At 42.3% G+C, this 16,642-nt stretch carries 16 protein-coding genes; 15 read left to right on the forward strand and 1 reads right to left on the reverse strand.

The genetic code is table 11. The features are described from left to right. Positions 1-117: 117 nt before the first annotated feature. The 12 genes from ATG66_RS09115 to ATG66_RS21030 all read left to right on the forward strand — a co-directional run bounded on the left by ATG66_RS09115 (position 118) and on the right by ATG66_RS21030 (position 14,104). Complete coding sequence (locus ATG66_RS09115) at positions 118-1,122, forward strand: FAD:protein FMN transferase (RefSeq protein ID WP_098414999.1); 1,005 nt, start codon at positions 118-120, stop codon at positions 1,120-1,122. A 22-nt stretch (positions 1,123-1,144) separates the two neighbouring features. Continuing rightward, complete coding sequence (nqrM, locus tag ATG66_RS09120; RefSeq protein ID WP_005436655.1) at positions 1,145-1,378, forward strand: (Na+)-NQR maturation NqrM; 234 nt, start codon at positions 1,145-1,147, stop codon at positions 1,376-1,378. A 164-nt stretch (positions 1,379-1,542) separates the two neighbouring features. Then, positions 1,543-1,776: a DUF2789 domain-containing protein gene (locus ATG66_RS09125; protein WP_098415000.1), complete on the forward strand. Its 234-nt coding sequence runs from the start codon at positions 1,543-1,545 to the stop codon at positions 1,774-1,776. Positions 1,777-2,836: 1,060 nt separating this feature from the next. Beyond that, entirely contained in the window at positions 2,837-3,754 is a 918-nt protein-coding gene (locus ATG66_RS09130) for a succinylglutamate desuccinylase/aspartoacylase family protein (RefSeq protein ID WP_098415001.1), read from the forward strand. A gap of 291 nt (positions 3,755-4,045) precedes the next feature. After that, positions 4,046-5,365 (forward strand): purine-cytosine permease family protein, encoded by a 1,320-nt coding sequence (locus tag ATG66_RS09135; RefSeq protein ID WP_098415002.1) that lies wholly within the window; start codon positions 4,046-4,048, stop codon positions 5,363-5,365. A 519-nt stretch (positions 5,366-5,884) separates the two neighbouring features. Next, positions 5,885-7,117, forward strand: coding sequence for a site-specific integrase (locus ATG66_RS09140; protein WP_098415003.1), 1,233 nt, complete (start codon positions 5,885-5,887; stop codon positions 7,115-7,117). Further along, positions 7,110-9,374: a hypothetical protein gene (locus ATG66_RS09145; RefSeq protein ID WP_098415004.1), complete on the forward strand. Its 2,265-nt coding sequence runs from the start codon at positions 7,110-7,112 to the stop codon at positions 9,372-9,374. The genes ATG66_RS09140 and ATG66_RS09145 overlap by 8 nt, the downstream gene beginning before the upstream one ends. Positions 9,375-9,383: 9 nt before the next feature. Further along, positions 9,384-12,161, forward strand: a complete 2,778-nt coding sequence (locus ATG66_RS09150) for a hypothetical protein (RefSeq protein WP_098415005.1) — start codon at positions 9,384-9,386, stop codon at positions 12,159-12,161. Then, positions 12,154-12,705 (forward strand): hypothetical protein, encoded by a 552-nt coding sequence (locus ATG66_RS09155; protein ID WP_098415006.1) that lies wholly within the window; start codon positions 12,154-12,156, stop codon positions 12,703-12,705. Before ATG66_RS09150 ends, ATG66_RS09155 begins: the two co-directional genes overlap by 8 nt. A gap of 151 nt (positions 12,706-12,856) precedes the next feature. Beyond that, the gene (locus ATG66_RS09160) at positions 12,857-13,414 is read left to right on the forward strand and encodes a recombinase family protein (protein WP_098415007.1); all 558 of its coding nucleotides are present in this window, start codon (positions 12,857-12,859) and stop codon (positions 13,412-13,414) included. Between the two features lie 12 nt (positions 13,415-13,426). Continuing rightward, entirely contained in the window at positions 13,427-13,864 is a 438-nt protein-coding gene (locus tag ATG66_RS09165) for a VPA1267 family protein (RefSeq protein ID WP_098415008.1), read from the forward strand. Between the two features lie 12 nt (positions 13,865-13,876). Continuing rightward, complete coding sequence (locus ATG66_RS21030; protein ID WP_257145728.1) at positions 13,877-14,104, forward strand: hypothetical protein; 228 nt, start codon at positions 13,877-13,879, stop codon at positions 14,102-14,104. Positions 14,105-14,132: 28 nt separating this feature from the next. Here ATG66_RS21030 and ATG66_RS21035 read toward each other — a convergent pair whose 3' ends face one another. After that, positions 14,133-14,291 (reverse strand): hypothetical protein, encoded by a 159-nt coding sequence (locus tag ATG66_RS21035; protein WP_257145729.1) that lies wholly within the window; start codon positions 14,289-14,291, stop codon positions 14,133-14,135. A gap of 103 nt (positions 14,292-14,394) precedes the next feature. Between ATG66_RS21035 and ATG66_RS21040 the strand changes: the two genes are divergently transcribed. The 3 genes from ATG66_RS21040 (at position 14,395) to ATG66_RS09175 (ending at position 16,588) form a co-directional block, all read left to right on the forward strand. Then, complete coding sequence (locus tag ATG66_RS21040; protein WP_257145730.1) at positions 14,395-15,069, forward strand: helix-hairpin-helix domain-containing protein; 675 nt, start codon at positions 14,395-14,397, stop codon at positions 15,067-15,069. Next, positions 14,952-16,037, forward strand: coding sequence for an ATP-dependent DNA helicase (locus ATG66_RS21045; RefSeq protein ID WP_257145749.1), 1,086 nt, complete (start codon positions 14,952-14,954; stop codon positions 16,035-16,037). The genes ATG66_RS21040 and ATG66_RS21045 overlap by 118 nt, the downstream gene beginning before the upstream one ends. A gap of 299 nt (positions 16,038-16,336) precedes the next feature. Then, positions 16,337-16,588 (forward strand): hypothetical protein, encoded by a 252-nt coding sequence (locus ATG66_RS09175; RefSeq protein WP_098415009.1) that lies wholly within the window; start codon positions 16,337-16,339, stop codon positions 16,586-16,588. Positions 16,589-16,642 lie beyond the last annotated feature (54 nt).

Consider the following 16,642-nt stretch of genomic DNA (forward strand, 5'->3'; position numbering starts at 1 on the left):
AGCTAGCCATTATTTTTTGTAGAAGTAAAAATAATATTCAACAGTTGATATAGGTAATTGGATTGAAGCAATTGTTCCCATTCCCCATATCAATTCAACAACATTGGGAGTAAACAAGTGAAAAAGTGGCTTGTTGCATTCGCTTCTTTATTGGTTTTGGCCGGTTGTGAACAACCAGCAGATCAAATTCATTTAAGTGGTCCGACAATGGGGACTTCTTATAACATCAAATATATTGAGCAAGATGGCATTCCTACGCCAAAAGCCATACAGACAGAAATTGATCGTTTGTTGGAAGAAGTGAACGACCAAATGTCGACGTATCGAAATGACTCTGAGTTGAGTCGTTTCAACCTACATCAAACGAGTGAGCCTTTTGTTGTCTCTTCGCAAACAGCAACGGTTGTGAAGGAAGCGATTCGTCTGAACGGTCTTACTCTAGGAGCATTGGATGTGACAGTCGGTCCTTTAGTTAACCTGTGGGGATTTGGCCCAGAAGCTCGTCCTGATGTGGTTCCTACCGATGAGGAGCTTGCGACTCGCAAAGCCAATACTGGCATTCATCATCTATCTATTGATGGCAATAAATTGTCCAAAGATATTCCTAACTTGTATGTTGACTTATCAACCATTGCGAAAGGTTGGGGGGTTGACGTGGTTGCTGACTACCTTCAATCTGAAGGGGTTCATAACTTCATGGTAGAAGTTGGCGGTGAAATGCGTCTCAAAGGTGTTAACCGCGAAGGTGTGCCGTGGCGTATTGCGATTGAAAAGCCGACAGTAGATGAGCGCTCAGTGCAGGAGATTATCGAACCTGGCGATATGGCAATTGCAACAAGTGGTGACTATCGTAATTACTTTGAGAGTAATGGTGTGAGATACTCTCATATCATTAATCCACGCACAGGCAAACCCATTCATCATAAAGTGGTGTCTGTAACGGTATTAGATAAATCGTCGATGACTGCTGATGGTCTTGCAACTGGTCTTATGGTGCTAGGTGAAGAGAAAGGCATGGCAATCGCGAACGAAAGGAATATTCCTGTTTTTATGATAGTGAAAACGGAAAATGGTTTTAAAGAGCTGGCTTCGGAAGCATACAAGTCGTTCATGAAGAAATAACAGCACAAGTGAGCATATTCTTATGAGTACATTTCTAATTACGTTTGCAGTGTTTGTCGCGGTAATAGCGGCAATGGCGGTTGGCTATATCTTCCAGAAGAAAGTCGTAAAGGGTAGCTGTGGTGGTCTTGGCGCAGTTGGTATCGAAAAAGTATGTAACTGTCCAGAGCCATGTGATGCACGTAAAAAGCGTGAGGCGCGTGAAGCGGCACGTGCAGAAAAGCTGGCCGCATGGGAAAAAGATCGAATCGCTTAAACTGGTGATATTAACTTTTTAATTAAATAACCCAGCTCCGGCTGGGTTATTTTTTTATGTTTCCACTCTCACGTTTCTAAGTTTTTTTGACAATATAGTTTGGGGCTGCATGTTGTAATTCAACGTGTATACTCAAATTAAACGCTCAACAATTAGGAGGAAACATGGAAATGCACCAACACGGTATGGCAGAGCTGTTTCAACAATTGGGCCTTGGAAGTTCACCTCAAGAGATGAAGGACTTTATTAACGAACACCGACACAAAAGAGATTCAGCCCCTCTGCATGAAGCCAGCTTTTGGACAAGTTCGCAGGCCACATTCCTCAAACAAGCCATTGAAGAAGACGCTGACTGGGCAGAGTTGGTCGATCAGCTTGATGTGATGTTACGAGATTAAATTATCTTTTAAAAGCAGTTAGTTAAATAAATAATCAGAGACAGTACGGGAAAACGCTAGAGAGCGAAGAGAAATGTTTCGATAATGAGTTGTTATACAATGCTACTGCTGTACAAAGAAAATTGAAATAGTGCTTGAACGCCTCTTTTTTCCTTTTGTCTAGGAGCTGAGAGGCGTGTTCCCACAACCCCTCCTATCCAATCAAATCTTACTTTACGATATGCAAACACCTTGCTCATCCGCAAGATACGGTAATATAACCAATATTCTAGTATGAGTCTGTAGTCATATCTTTTAAATTCTTCATAAAGTGGATGGAGTATTTACCATCTCTAGTATTTCTACTTACTCAGCAAATTACCTCTTAGTTTAGACACCTCTACCGCTCTCATTTTTCCGCTCAGTACGGAGCAACAAGGAATGCGATGACCATCCATAAGTGATGCATACTTTGAGCTTTGAAGAACATTAGAGGATCAACACGGTCTTCATTGAAGAGCAATTATTAAGAACAGCTAAATTAGAGTTTGGGCTTAGATGACAGAATACGACGATTGTGATCCAATTCATGAATAACCATAATAAAAACCAATTTAATTGCCCTTCATTTTTGAGAAGAATGACCATCTAAAACTTACGGTTTGTAGTTAGCATGTTGTACCTGTGTTGATTTTGTGTTTTGTGTTTGTTTTATGTTGTTTGCCTTGTGTTTTATTTAATGGTTTGATTCTTATTATGAATAGTGCCTATCTAAATTAATAATTTAGCGAAGTAAGATCAATCTGCTAATTTCATAGCAAGTAATTTGATATACCTTACTTTAAGAAATAAAGAGAGATAGGACATTATTATGAAAAAGCTTGCCGCAATCATTTCAATACTTTCGGTATTTTCCGGGCATGTCATGGGAGAGACCATATATAATGGGGATGTTATTCAGGGGAAAAAAAGTGATTACCCAACTTGATATAGCTGACTTTGAAAGAAATAGTGTTAATGAGCTTTTTTTCGAGCTGGTGACGAAATTAATACCGGCCAATTTTATTACGTACCAGTCACAGTGATTAAAGGGCAAAAAGACGGTAAACGTTTAATGTTTGTCGCTGGAGTTCATGCCAATGAAATGAACTCTTATTTAACGGTAAATATGCTGAAAACCCGCCTCGATACCAAGGAAATGGAGGGGACAGTAACGATAGTACATCAATATAATATTCCCGGTCTTATTGCTAATGTTCGCGAATATGTACCATCAGGTCCAGTCAAAGTGAACAGCAACCTCAACCGCCAAGTTGGGCTCATATCAAAAAAAAGCAGTAGTCAACGATACTCCTATTCACTTTGGAATAACTTGCTGAAAGGCAATGCAGACTATGCAATCGATATGCATACTGCTAACCCCACCACATTCCCTTTGGCTGCCTATTCAGACTTGAGTATTCCTGAAGTCAAAGAAATGACTCGGTTGTTTCCGTTAAACGCAACCATTAATAGCTCGAGCGCAACCTCTGTGGCGGGCGCATACAATAATGCAGGAGTTCCAGCATTTACGCTTGAGATTGGTTCTCGTGAAACGTATGAGCCTGAGCTAGTTGAAAAGGCATTGGCAGGCTCGCTCAATACGCTGGTATATGCAGATATCATCGAGGGTGATATTAAGCAGTATAGCGATATTACCGACACCAATGTGTGGTCTGAAGTGACTGCAGAGCGAGGTGGCTTTGTCGTGCCGAAAGTAAGGGTGCTTGATCATGTAAAAGAGGGCGACCTCATGTTCATCCAATATGGCGCATTTGGTGAGATCGTAAAAGAGTACAAGAGCCCGGTCGATGGTCTTGTCCTCCAAGTCGTGCAAACGCCAATGGCAGAAGCCGGCACACAACTGGGGGCCATAGCGTATTTTGAACAAAGCAAAGCACTTTCGGATAACGAAGGTGGTGGTTCAGTTATCGTAAAAGATGTTGCAGCCAAAAAATAAAAGGGAATAGTTTGTGAAGCGTGTCGTTAATGATGCCAATTAATGGCACTTTCACTTATTAATGAAATATCTCACAGTCGTTTAGGAATAAACCGTTTCATGTGGATTTTCGAGGTGTAAATAGAATAAATATACATCTAATTTCTCACGATGAATTAAATAAGACGAACATGATGGGGGAGCACTATCGTTCCTATTAACTTAAATTCCAGTCAACTTTATGACGGAGAATAGTAATAAAACGTTTCGATAAATAATACCCATTTATAAATTATTTTTAAGGTGAATTATATGACAAGCGAAAAAGATGATAATACTTTTTTAGAGCCGGAATATGAACTTGTTCCGGTACCAGTAGATAAAAGAAAACCTTTGCCGTCAGTCGCCGCGGTTTGGTTTGGATTTCCGATGGTACTGACAAGTTGTGTAATTGGTGGCGTGATCACATCTATGCTTGGATTCAAACTAGGCGTCGTGTCGATTCTTGCTGGAAATCTACTTCTTTGCCTGATCGTTGGGACTTTGAGTTGGCTAGCAGGATCTACGGGGATGAGCTTTGCGATGACGGCACAAAAAACGTTTGGAAAGAAAGGTTATTGGATTGTTTCCGGTATGCTTTCTATCGTTGTTGTGGGCTGGTTTGCGTTGATGGTCGGCTTGACCGGCGACACCATGTTTAAATCTTTTGGTGCAAGTTTACTGGGAATGACTTTGTTGGGCGGTATTCTGTATGTTGCTGCGACGTTCATTGGTGTTAAGGCGCTAACTGCACTCGGGTGGATTGCGGCACCGCTGTATCTTGTTCTGGGCTTTCTTGGCGTTGCTTTTGCCATGGACTCGGGCAATGTCAGCTGGTCGGAGATTATCAACTACCAACCAAGTGACATGGCGTCAGCATTCTCTTTTGGGGCGGCAGTCACTTTGATTTTTGCTACCTTTGCAGATTCAGGCACGATGACGGCAGATTTTACACGATGGGCAAAAAATGGGCGAGAGGGGTTTTTAGCCGCATTTACCGCTTTTCCAGTCGGAAAGTTTTTGGCAGAGATAATCGGGGCGATCATTGTGGCAACTGGAGTTATTGCTAATCCTGAAGTCGATGGCGGAAACTTTATGTTGGTCTTGTCAGGCCACGGTCCTCTACTGACCATCTTGGCAATCGTATTTATTTTTATCAACTTGGGAGTCGGATGCACTCATTGTCTTTATAACGCGGCTGTCGGTTTCTCTCATATGACTGGAAAAAGTATGAGAACGCTGACGGTGGTTCTGGGAGGGATAGGAGTTCTGGTTGCGATGACAGGTATTTGGAATGCTTTTCAGGACTGGTTGAATCTGCTTGGTCTGATTGTCCCCCCGATTGCAACGATTATTATTGTGGACCAGGTGATTCTGCATAGAAAATTACACAATAATGCTCATCTGCTGAATTGGGAGCCGCGTGCATTTATTTCATGGGGCTTGGCCTCTTGTGTCGCCTTGCTTGTCAATTACAATGCACCTCAATATTCTGTAGTAATCTGCGGTATTGTTTCTGCTGCAGTTTTCTACCTGATTGCAAGAACTTTATTCAGGTTTGAGCCATCGACTGTTGAGCAGGGTGCCGAGTGATGAGGGTGTTTTTACATTAATCATAGAGGCGTATTTCTTAAAACCGCTGTAATATTCTGAAAATAGTGGAGCGACTCGCGGTTATTTTAAATCGAGGGCGTTCCGCTTTTCAGGATTGACTTACTGTTTCAATCGCTATCTGGTCTTCATTATCCAGCAAACTATTCTTGAACAGGTTGCTAAGAACCGCAGGATACCATATCCCGCCAATTCCCTTTCACCGTAATAATCTCGATTCCAGCCGTTATCGTTATTCTTTGCTGAGACCGAAGGGCAACGCAGCATGTCTCCATGCTCTGCTAGGCTGAGTCACTTGGTTCATTTTCTTCAGGTCACTTTTCATCTATACTGTTTTTTTAAACAGTTCTTTAATGGCTATGTCAGACCGAATCAGAAAAATCATTCATGTCGATATGGATTGTTTTTAAACTTGAGCGTGTTAATTTAAGAGAAAATTTGTAAGCCGTTTTATTCTTTGCTACCTTTTTCTTACAGATGACAAAGTAACAGAAAAAATGTATGCAAAGAATAAACGATAAAACTCATAACAAGCACTGGATTTATCTTGATGATAACGATGTGCCGCTTCTGTTGCCTTGCCTTTATAATCGTTACACCACCTTGAATGGGCGTTATGTTGTCCATGAGAACGAAAAGAACCCTGAGACCGAACTATATGAGTTCAAATTCAAGGAGAAAGAAATTGGTAAAGATGATCAATATGTCAGGGGTGAGAAATTAGGCGTTTTCCTTGAGTGGTTAGAAGATTACGCCAAAGGATCAGCCCACCCCCTACTTAAACTCGATAACCATACTGCTCTTCCTGCTGAATATATGAATACGTTCATTAATGACCATCTAATTCATACGATGGGAGCTAGTGAAAATGTCGTTAATCGAGCGGTGAAGTCACTACGTAGTTATTACAACTGGCTCTCTTACTTTTTTGATGCACCATATAAGAAAATCTTTATTTATTCAGAAAACAAAGAAATTGTTCGTTCAAATAACAAGTCGAAAAGCATTGTAAAGTACCTCCTTCCAGCGACAAGAGAACTGCTTTATAGAAATTGCAGCACCTTGTTAAGTGAGATTACACTCCGAAATGGTGGGGAACTTGGCTGTCGAACGCGTGAAAACCAAGGATTTTACTTGGAGAGCTTTAAGGCGGATGGTTCTACTCAAAAAGGTTTATTGAGCCTTTTTAAAGATATGGCGGATAACCCTGATAAAGAGGAATTCGAGTATCATCTGGCTTCTTTCCATGCAAAATATGGCTCAAAGAGAAAGCTTTATATTAAGCGCAATCACCTTGCATTAATGAAGCGATATTATGATTTGGAGCGACCAAAAACGGAGTGTAATCAGCTTTTGGTATCAAATTCAAGTAATAGTAGTCGAGGCAACGTTGTATCTAAGCGATTTGGAAGTGATGTTTTTGCCAATGTATTAAAGAAAGTTCGCAAATTAATGCAAGAGAATCCAGAGGCTTACTCAGGCTACCAAGAGTTGGATGAAGCGCTGAGTTACCACCACTTAAGACACTCATTTGGCACAGATGTTTTTTATGATGGTTGTCAAAAGGCAAAGAAATCATACGAATCGATTACCACGGAGTCTGCGGTGTATATTGAAACCGCAAGACGCTTAGGACACAAGGTAGATAGCAAGTATTCAAACCAAACCACCAAAGTGTACATTCATGCTTGTGGCCAGAGAGAGCAGTTACTAAAGGCGGTGGTTCATGGGTGATTACGAGGAATTTTCAAGCGCTGAGATAGAAAAGGCGCTATCCAGTGAATTTAAGAAAAAGCAGCCCATTGCATCACTCGCGTTGCCTTTCTCTGTTCGGTCTATATCTATCCCTAGGACTGTACAGAATGCTGCTTACACTCTATCCATGACCGACACCAAGGACTCCGATAAGACAATCATCTACAAGGCAATGATTGCGGCTTATAACTACACCTTTTTTGATAAAAGCGCTGCGCTTTCTGCAAAAAATCTATTTTCGTCGGCAGCCAAACCATTCATTTCATGGCTTAATGCCCACAAAATTGAAAATCGCTACGAAATACTAAAGCTTTACGAAACCGACCGTATGGATGAGTTAGAGAATCATGGTGGGGATAGTCCATTAAACAGATTAAAGCCTGTGTTGGGTTATGCCATTGAGTCTGAATCATTAGGGAAAGAGTTAAGTAGTGATGAGTATGCGTATCTTATTGAACTGCGTGAAACAAAACCCACCCCTTACCTGAATAAAACCCAAAAATCCATAGCCAGTTATTTCGGTGCGGTAGATTGGTTGAGAAGAGACGATATTGGTATTGGAAGTGAGCTTTACTCTGCTCTCGCTTCCCCAAAGCTGGCGGTGAATTCATTAAGCCTAACCGCAGCCACTATTATTCTTGAATTGAAAACCTATAAAGATGAACTGCATACGCTGATTAAGAGTATGGAGCCTCAGCTAAGTCCTTGGTTAGTTATTGAGTCAAAGGGCATTAGGAATGAGAAGTGTAAAGCAGTCGGTAATCTCATTTATTTGATGTTGTCTGCTTACCATAAGCAAGATAATCCATCGAATACCCTTAAAGCAGCGCTAGAGGCGTTGATTCTTTCTAATTCAAGGAGTTTAGCTGCCTACAGCATCATTTCTTCTGCATTAAAGAGTCAGGATGAGTGCGATAGCCTTTTTCTGAACAAAGAGCGTGACAAAACGAAAGTTAATGTGGTGTTCACTCACTACCATTGTACCACATTATTAAATGGTACTCTTTTCTCTATCGAGTGGATTAAGGGTGTGTTAAAGGGTGATTCATCAAAAGCACTGACTGATGTCGAAGGGCTAATGTTTGCTTGGTTAATGGCAAGCTTAACAGTACAACCAACTGACATACCTAAACTAAGACACTCTGATTTTAGATTGATGAAAGTTGGCGGGAGAGTCACCAATATTGAGTGTGAGTATTTTAAAGGTCGGGCCAAAGTGTTTCATACAACCCGCTCTTTATCCGCTCGAACACCAGAAGGTAAGGCGCTTTTAATACTACTAGAGCAGCAAGATGAAGGCTTGCCTTTCTTTACCAAGCAAGAGTTGGTGATGAGTAACCAAATTCGCTCATTTTTTGGTGCTTTTAATGCGCTACTTCAAACAAGCGATTTGTCTGAAAAAATTAAAGTTGCACACGAAAAACAGCAGCTACCCAATTTAATGCCTCAAGCAATGTGCGCCCTGATTTCTCACGGTATCCATCCTGAAAATGTGGTTAAGTACCCTAAAAGAATAGCGACAGAAGAGAGGCGTAAATTAGTCGCTCAATCGCCATCGCCTTGTCAGAGATACATTTTTGGTCTTCAGGCTATTAAAAATAGTGCGGTTCATGCATTTAGTGACCCATACACATTGCATTACCTGATCAATCGAAACTCTCACTCAAACCAAACCGAGAAAGTCAGCTACTTAACCGAAGAGAATGAAGAGTGGATGAATAGCTCTGGTCGAATCACTCGTGAGGTGATGCTGGATTTAATTCAGAATGTTTTTAACTTGAATTTTGACCAAGACAATAAAGAACAAGACAATGAAGAACAAGTCGCCGCATTTAACAGTGAATTCATGGCAGTCACAGATTCGATTGCCTACAAACATGAGGAAATGAATGCGAGGCTTAGAGTCGTCACAGGGCAAGAAAAGGGACGTGTTAATGAGGTGGGCGTGATGGCGTTGAGTAACCAAAAAGAAAATGAAGCGTTATCGCCAATCTATGTTTCAGATAGCCCTATCACGGTTTTAAAAATGCACAATTACCTCCATGAATTCAAAAAGAATTATAAGAAGCTCCTTTCTCATAATCCTGAACACTTGTTTAAAACCGTGATACCGACAGTGGAATGGCTAGAAGATACCCTACCTAAGTTGAGCAAAGCGTCACAACGTAAAGGTCGGGAGCAGTTTGACTTAATGATAAAAAATGGCGTGGTAATGAGCGTCTTTCATTCAATGTAAGGGGGAGCCATGGCGCTAACCGTATTAAAAAGTCCAATTGATAGTTTTTGGCATGAGCAGAATTTAAAGCTGACCGCTAACCCCTATTTCATTAGTGAGCAAGGTGATGTTTATTCTGATATTTGGCGCTTTAGAGATAAAAGAGATGGCAGCGTCAGACCATTGGATTTTTCATGGTTTGATTTGCCTGTGTTTAACCATGAAGCCATAGCGACTTACTTAAAGGATGGGTATGACTTCCCTTTAAATGCGAAGGAATATGCAAAGGTAGTTTGTCTGAGTGTTATCAGCCCTACGAGTGTTGTAAACGCTCTTTTTGCTTATCAAATGATGTTGCACCTTTTTGCTTTCTTTAAAGAAAGCAGTGCCGCAAGTCTTGCTGTATCGTTATTGGAGTCTTTTTGGACCTCGTTCATGGGAAGAACGGTTAACCAGTATGGATTTGTAAACCGTATATCAACGCCTGCTTACGGAGGGGCAATTGAGTCAGTTCGGTTTCATACAATAAGAAACAACCTCAAAGCGCTTGGTGTGGTTGGTGTTATTGACCCCTCTCTAACAAAAAAGAAAATTGAAAAGAGTTTAGATGACGTCTGCCAATCACAATACAGCACCACACTTGCTGAGTTTAAAAAAGGCGGTAGCTTTAACTTTCTTGGGCTTGAGTTGGGGCAGTATTACGTTGACTATCTTAATCAGGTTTATCAAAGCGACTTTCTGTATGCCTCCGTATGTCGATTGGTATTTGAGAGTATCGACACGAAATATGGGATGAAGAGTTTAGGTAGTGGTTCAGCTAATCCCCTTCGAGAAGTCATGCTTACAGCAATATTGGAGAATGTAGAGTACAAGCCTGCTGCCCACAGGAAGGGGATTAATTTTAATGCGCTTGCAGTGGAAGTGAAAGGTGCGCTTTTTGAGGAATACTCGAAGCGATTTGAGTTGGTAACGTCTTTAAAAGACCAATCCATTGAAGCGTTAGTCATTGAGTTAGGCTTATCCGCTCGAAGTGATGCAGTGGAATTAATCCGAGTATTGATGCTGCAAAAGTACTTAGGTTTGGAGGGGCATAAGACATCGCATGAGGTATGGCAAGGCTACTTGCTTTCCTTAGACAAAACCTTTTTAGAGGCGGAATCGTTAAGCCAATTATCCGCAGATGATGTGTACGAAAAAATGCTAACCATTGTCTCTAAACAAAGACTGGGGAGAGCGTCGTTTCTTGCTGATATTGGCGCTTGGGCAAATAAACAACTGTCTAATCACGAGGTTAAAACGTATCGAAACTTTAAGGGAGCTTTAGATACTCCGCTTTATGCGATGACTAACCTTATTGTGGCCTGGACAGGCTACCGACAATCTGAATTTGGTTTTCCATTGAGTGCGATACAGTCTGAGCCGAATTTGGATATTCTCGACAATGCTCACGTTCCATTTCGCTTCAAGCTTAATTGGTTTGTCCCTAAAACGGGCGGCTCGACCAAAATTAATCGAGAAATCACCTCTCAGTGCTATCAAGTTGCTGCGCAATTAAATGCGGTGTTTGGGCATGAAGGGGGTGAGCCGTGCCTGTATCCTTACGAAGGAAATGCCACTAAAAAAGAAAATATCAATCAATCTGGAAAATACATTCAGCATAGAGTGAAAGCGAACTGGGAAGGCTTTGTCAGAGCGTACCAGCCTTTTAATGATGTGATTAAGCTCGATGCCTTAAATAGTAAGCACACTACGCAATTGACGATTGATGAGCAAAAAGAATTAGAATTGCTGTCAGCCAAATGCAGTATTGGCAGTGCTCGTTATAAGAACTTGCTTTCTTGCGCTCAAAAGGTGAAAAAAGATTGGTTGCGACTGTCCTGCACAACGTTTAACTCCAATTATGCACTGAAAGCCTCTCTTATTTTATTTTCTAACGGTGAGGCTCTTGAAAATATAAAGCATCAAGAAGTCATCGAAACTTATCTTTCCGATGAAACGAAAGCACTGCTAACCAGTGGCACCGTGGATTTAAATGATACGAAAACCATGTTGGATATTAGCTCTGAGTTATTAGACGGTGTGCGCTATCCTTCTCCTCACGCTTTTCGTCATATATGGGCTGAGTCAGTTCTCACACGCTATCAGGGTGATGTGGGGGCGGTCATACGCCACCAGTTTGCTCACCTAGATAATTCGTTCTTCATGGCGTATCTAAGGGATAAAGATGCTAGAGGGATAATGCAATCAGCGAAGCAACGTTACCTAAACTCATTGGTCGAGTTGCTGATTATAGAGTCAGAGCAGGTTGGTGAAAAATACGTAGGCGGCCTGGCACAGTTCGTGAAAAAAGCGACATCATTAACGCAAGTGACAGATGATAATGGAATGCTTGCGCTAAGAGAGGCGGTAAGTGGTCGTATCATTGATGTTCAGGTGAATCCTTTCGCGACTTGCATTCCTCGTGATGGTGCGGACTGTAGAGCAAAATGTTGGAAAATGGGGTCGTTAAACCCACAAGATGCCAAGCCTGAGTTTTGCTTGAACTGTACCAATGCACTCATCACTGAGGGCAACATCAAAGGGATATGGCAAGTGATTCAACCAATGGTGAAAGAGGCGTTCCAGGAGCACGTTTTGGGTTTCTTGTTAGAGGCTCACCTACCAACACTCAAATCAAGTTGGAAGCGCATTAGAGAGCTTAGAAATGAAAAGAATGCTGACAGTGTTGACAAGATTTTAGCTGCAATTAGCAAAGCAATGAATGCGATAGAAAGTAAGGTTAAGGAAGAGGAAGCACTCTATGCATAATGATGTTGATTTAGATGAACTTATGTCGGATGAGTTTATGGACTCGATCGATGATGCCTCTACTGACCCAGTTCAGAATGAACAACCAGCCTGGGTTATTGATGATCCAGAGCATACAACCCATAAAGCGTACAATGCCATTCTTGATTTGAAGAAGAAAGCTGAAGAAGCGATTTCAAGCTTTGGTCAGGTAGCAACAAATAAGACCAGGAAGTTCTACCAAATTAAAAAGTCTAACGTAGCCAAAGTTGTGGGTCGGTCAGCACAAAGTATTTTTAATGCGTCCTCATTCAGTAAAGACATTGAAGCCTTCTTTGATGATGTTAACCAAGAACTCTTAGAGATGCATGAGCTTGAACAAAAGAAGCAGTTAAATAGAAAGAAAACGGGGATCAGAGTTAAGAAAAAAGAAGTCATTGTTCAAAGTCACCAGTCTTTAGAAAAGAAGTACAATGAACTCAAACGTCGCAGCACGAAAGAAACACTGGATTTAGCCGCAGCTGGCCTACCTATCGACTTAAAGAGAAAGCTAGGGCTTATATAAAACGTCCAAAAAGTTATACTTTTGTTACACACTGACAGCACCCTTAGCGGTGCTGTTTTTCTATGTAACAAAAGGTCGCTTTTAATTATTTGACGAAAGGTAACAAAAGGTCTACTATTTTTCTTACATTTAGTGGTATTGAACGTGAATAATGAATCACCAAAAAGTCGGATACATACGAGTTTCAAGCGCAGATCAAAATACAGATAGACAACTGGCTGATCTAGAGCTTGATAAGATCTTTACTGAGAGAATGTCTGGGCGCAGTAAGACACAGCGACCTATCTTACAGCAATGCTTGGACTACCTTCGAGAAGGCGATCAGCTTTATGTCCACGCTATAGACCGATTGGCGAGAAACCTGTTAGACCTTCAACAGATAATTAATGAAGTGAATGACAAAGGTGCAAGTGTTCATTTTGTTACAGAAGGTTTGGAGTTCTCCAAAAAAGACGATCCCTTTGCAGAGTTAACGTTACAAATGCTTGGGGCGTTTGCAGAGTTTGAGCGCAAGCTCATTAATACCCGGCAGCGTGAAGGGATGGCAGCAGCGAAAGCCAAAGGGAAACACATCGGTCGCCCTTCTATATCAAGTCAGACTGAGTCAAAAATACGCCAGAAAGCCCTGGAGGGCGTTGGTAAGGCGCAGATAGCCAAGGATTGCAATGTATCACGACAAACCGTATACCGTGTATTGCAAAGCCAATAGGAGCTAAAACTCATGGCAAGTGGGCAGCAGAAAGCGCAACAAAACCTTGAGGCATTTGAGGTCTGGAAAGTCACACAGACGGACGATGACTTTAAACAAATCGTATTCCGAGGCCAGCTTAATCGCATCGAAGTGGCAAAGGGTATTGGTTGTGGGAAATCGGCGTTAAACCAAAACCCTGCCCTCAAGAAAGCACTCAAAGCCTTAGAAGATGAGTTGCGCGGTAAAGGTGTCCTGCCACCGTTGACCGACGCTGCCAAGAAGAATGAGGGCAAACCTCAAGCCTACGACAACGCAGCAAATCGAAAGCTTCTCGATTCAAAGCGGGTGTCATCATTAGAAGCTGAGAATATTGAATTGAAAGCCAAGGTAAAGGAGCTTGAAAAGCGACTTGAACGCTTTGGTGAGCTATCTGAAACCTTATCTGAAATGGGGTTGATGCCACGATGAATAGCGCTTTACATGAAGATCAAATGCGTTGTCACCAGTGTCCCTTATCGCTCAACCAAGATGGTGATATTCAGCGGTGTGCCGCTGGCGAAAGACTCTTATAAAACTCATAGTGGCAAGTATTACGTCACCATCAAAGCCGACCCCGATAGCATCCCTGTACAACCCACACTGGGTCAGCATTGGTCAGCATTGGTCAGTGAAAGGCACTCGCTAGATAGAAAATATGGAGATAGGTGATTACGTGATGCAGCAGCACACGTATGAATCACCCAAGCATGTTGCATGCACTTTGCCCGAAACTGGAGAGCAACTGATACGCTTTATCGCCAGAGAAAGTGACTTCAAGGGCATTGGCGAAAGCAAAGCCAGAGCGCTCTGGCAGCGCTTGGGTAAAGACTTCCATGCCACACTGAGAGGATGACACCCCGCAGTCCAGAAAGCGTCTGACATCGATTCTGAGTGAAGAATCAGTAGACGCACTCTTTAAAGGGTACGCCAAATACAAAAATCTGGCACATTGCAACTGGATGAGCGAGCACAACATCCCCGCCAGTGCACAGCAACGGCTGCTCAAGCATCACGGTGAAACCTCCATAGAGGTCATCCAGGATAATCCTTATGCTTTGATGGGCTTCGGCCTTTCGTTCAGTGCCATTGAAGATATTATCAAGGTAACGGATTTTAAGAGCGATGTTGCTAAGGATGACCCAAGAAGGCTCAGTGCTGCTCTGGAAATGGCGATTCGCAAGGAGATTGAAAAAGGTCACACCTATACCACTCATGCCAATGTGCGCCCTTATCTCGATAAGTTACTGAAAGACAAAGTACTGGTCACGCAGGCGTTCCAATCAGGTCATGATAAAGCTCAGTATATTTTAAATCCCGACACAGGATCCTACCATCCAACGGCGCAACTTCTGATGGAAAGTGTCGTGGCCAAGCGGCTAAATACACTGATTAAGCGAAATGACTTGTATGATGAAAACGCGAATGCGGCGTATTGCTCTGCGGTTGCAGAACTTCCCTACGACTTAACCCCTAAACAAATCGAAGCTGTCACCACGTGTCTGGATAATTCGGTAAGCTGTATACAGGCGGTGCAGGAACAGGCAAGACAACGGTACTCAGAACGGCTCTCAGGGCATATCATCAACTTGGATTTGAAATACACGCCGTTGCGCTCAGCGGTCGTGCTGCAATGAGGCTGCATGAATCGATTGGTTTTGTCACTTCAACCATTGCTAAATTGTTGCGTGAAGAACCGATTGAGCCTAGCCTCGAGCAGCCAAATCACCTACTGGTCATCGATGAAGCGAGCATGATTGACTTGCCAACCATGTATCGTCTTGTGAATCACATTCACCCCTCTGTGCGATTGATATTCACTGGAGACCCCGACCAACTTCCACCCATCGGTTGTGGCAAGGTGTTGGCAGACATCGTTGAAGCAAAAACGGTGGCTAATACGATGCTAGATATCGTCCAGAGACAGGAAGGTTCAACGGGTATCCCCGAATACTCAAAGCTCATTAATCAAGGTGTGATGCCTGATCAATTAAGTACGGGAGCAATACACTTTCACGAAACCAGTAAAACAGACATGGCCAAGGTCTGTTGTGAGCTTTACCAACAGTATCCTGAAAACAGTCGCGTCATGGCTCCAACCAAGGCGCTTGTATCAGAAATCAATAATCTCATTCAAAAAGCCGTTAACCCAGACAGTGACAGACTTGAGTTCGAAATCAATGGTGATAAGTTCTTTCTGCCACTTTGCCTTAATGATGCGGTGTTATTTATGCAGAATCATTACGACAAAGGCATTCAGAACGGTTCTCTTGGTATATTAACCAGCGACAAATCTTCTGGGGATAGTTACGGTGAAGTGACGTTAGACACAGGTGAAAAGGTCGAAATAACACAATTCGTTCTCGACTGCATGGAGTTGGGTTACGCAACCACCCTACATAAAGCTCAAGGGTCACGATTTCCACGCATCATCATCGCTATGCAAAACGGAAGAATAGTAGATAGAGCATGGCTCTATACGGCAATCACGAGAGCGGAAAGTGAAATCCATATCGTTGGTAGTAGTGATGAAATGAAACAGATCACCGAGGCACCTAGTCACTCTCATGAGCGGAATCGCTACTTGAGAGAGCTGTTACGGTAGTTATTTGTTACGATAGTTATTCCTAACACGAAAATGCCCCAAGACGTGTTTAGAGCGCATAAAACCAACATGAGATTTATTTGTGCAGCAAGCTGCTGCATAATTAGGAAATTGCCTGCTTCATCGAATGTCCAACAGGCTGTTGGACAAACTCCAACCCCAATTTTGCAACAGCCTGTTGCAAAAATCACTATGAAGCACTTCTGCCCCATCCCGTGTTTCAGGACAAACCTTACCCTGTAGTTAATAACTCAGTATGCTATAAATTATCTAATCTTATCTTGAATGGAAGACGAGTTGTGAGCAAAAAACGCTTATCTGAAAAAGAACTGGTCAAGGGGATGAAGCCCCACACTGCGCATAGTGATGAACTAGCTGAAGTAATATTGGATGAGTTGGGCCTTGAAATTTCTGAAAGTGATTACATGGCCGCGTTGAAGCGAATTGAATCACTGCTTGATGTAGCCGAACCCGGCACTCCTGAAGGAGACGAGCTTGAAAGGCTCGCTGCATTGGTTGAAGAATACGAGGAAAAACACTTCCCCATTTAATAACTGCAACGCATTTTTGCCCCTTTTCCACTTAGTGCAAATACTCATTCATAT

The sequence above is a fragment of the Vibrio sp. ES.051 genome (assembly GCF_002563795.1).
GTDB lineage: Bacteria > Pseudomonadota > Gammaproteobacteria > Enterobacterales > Vibrionaceae > Vibrio.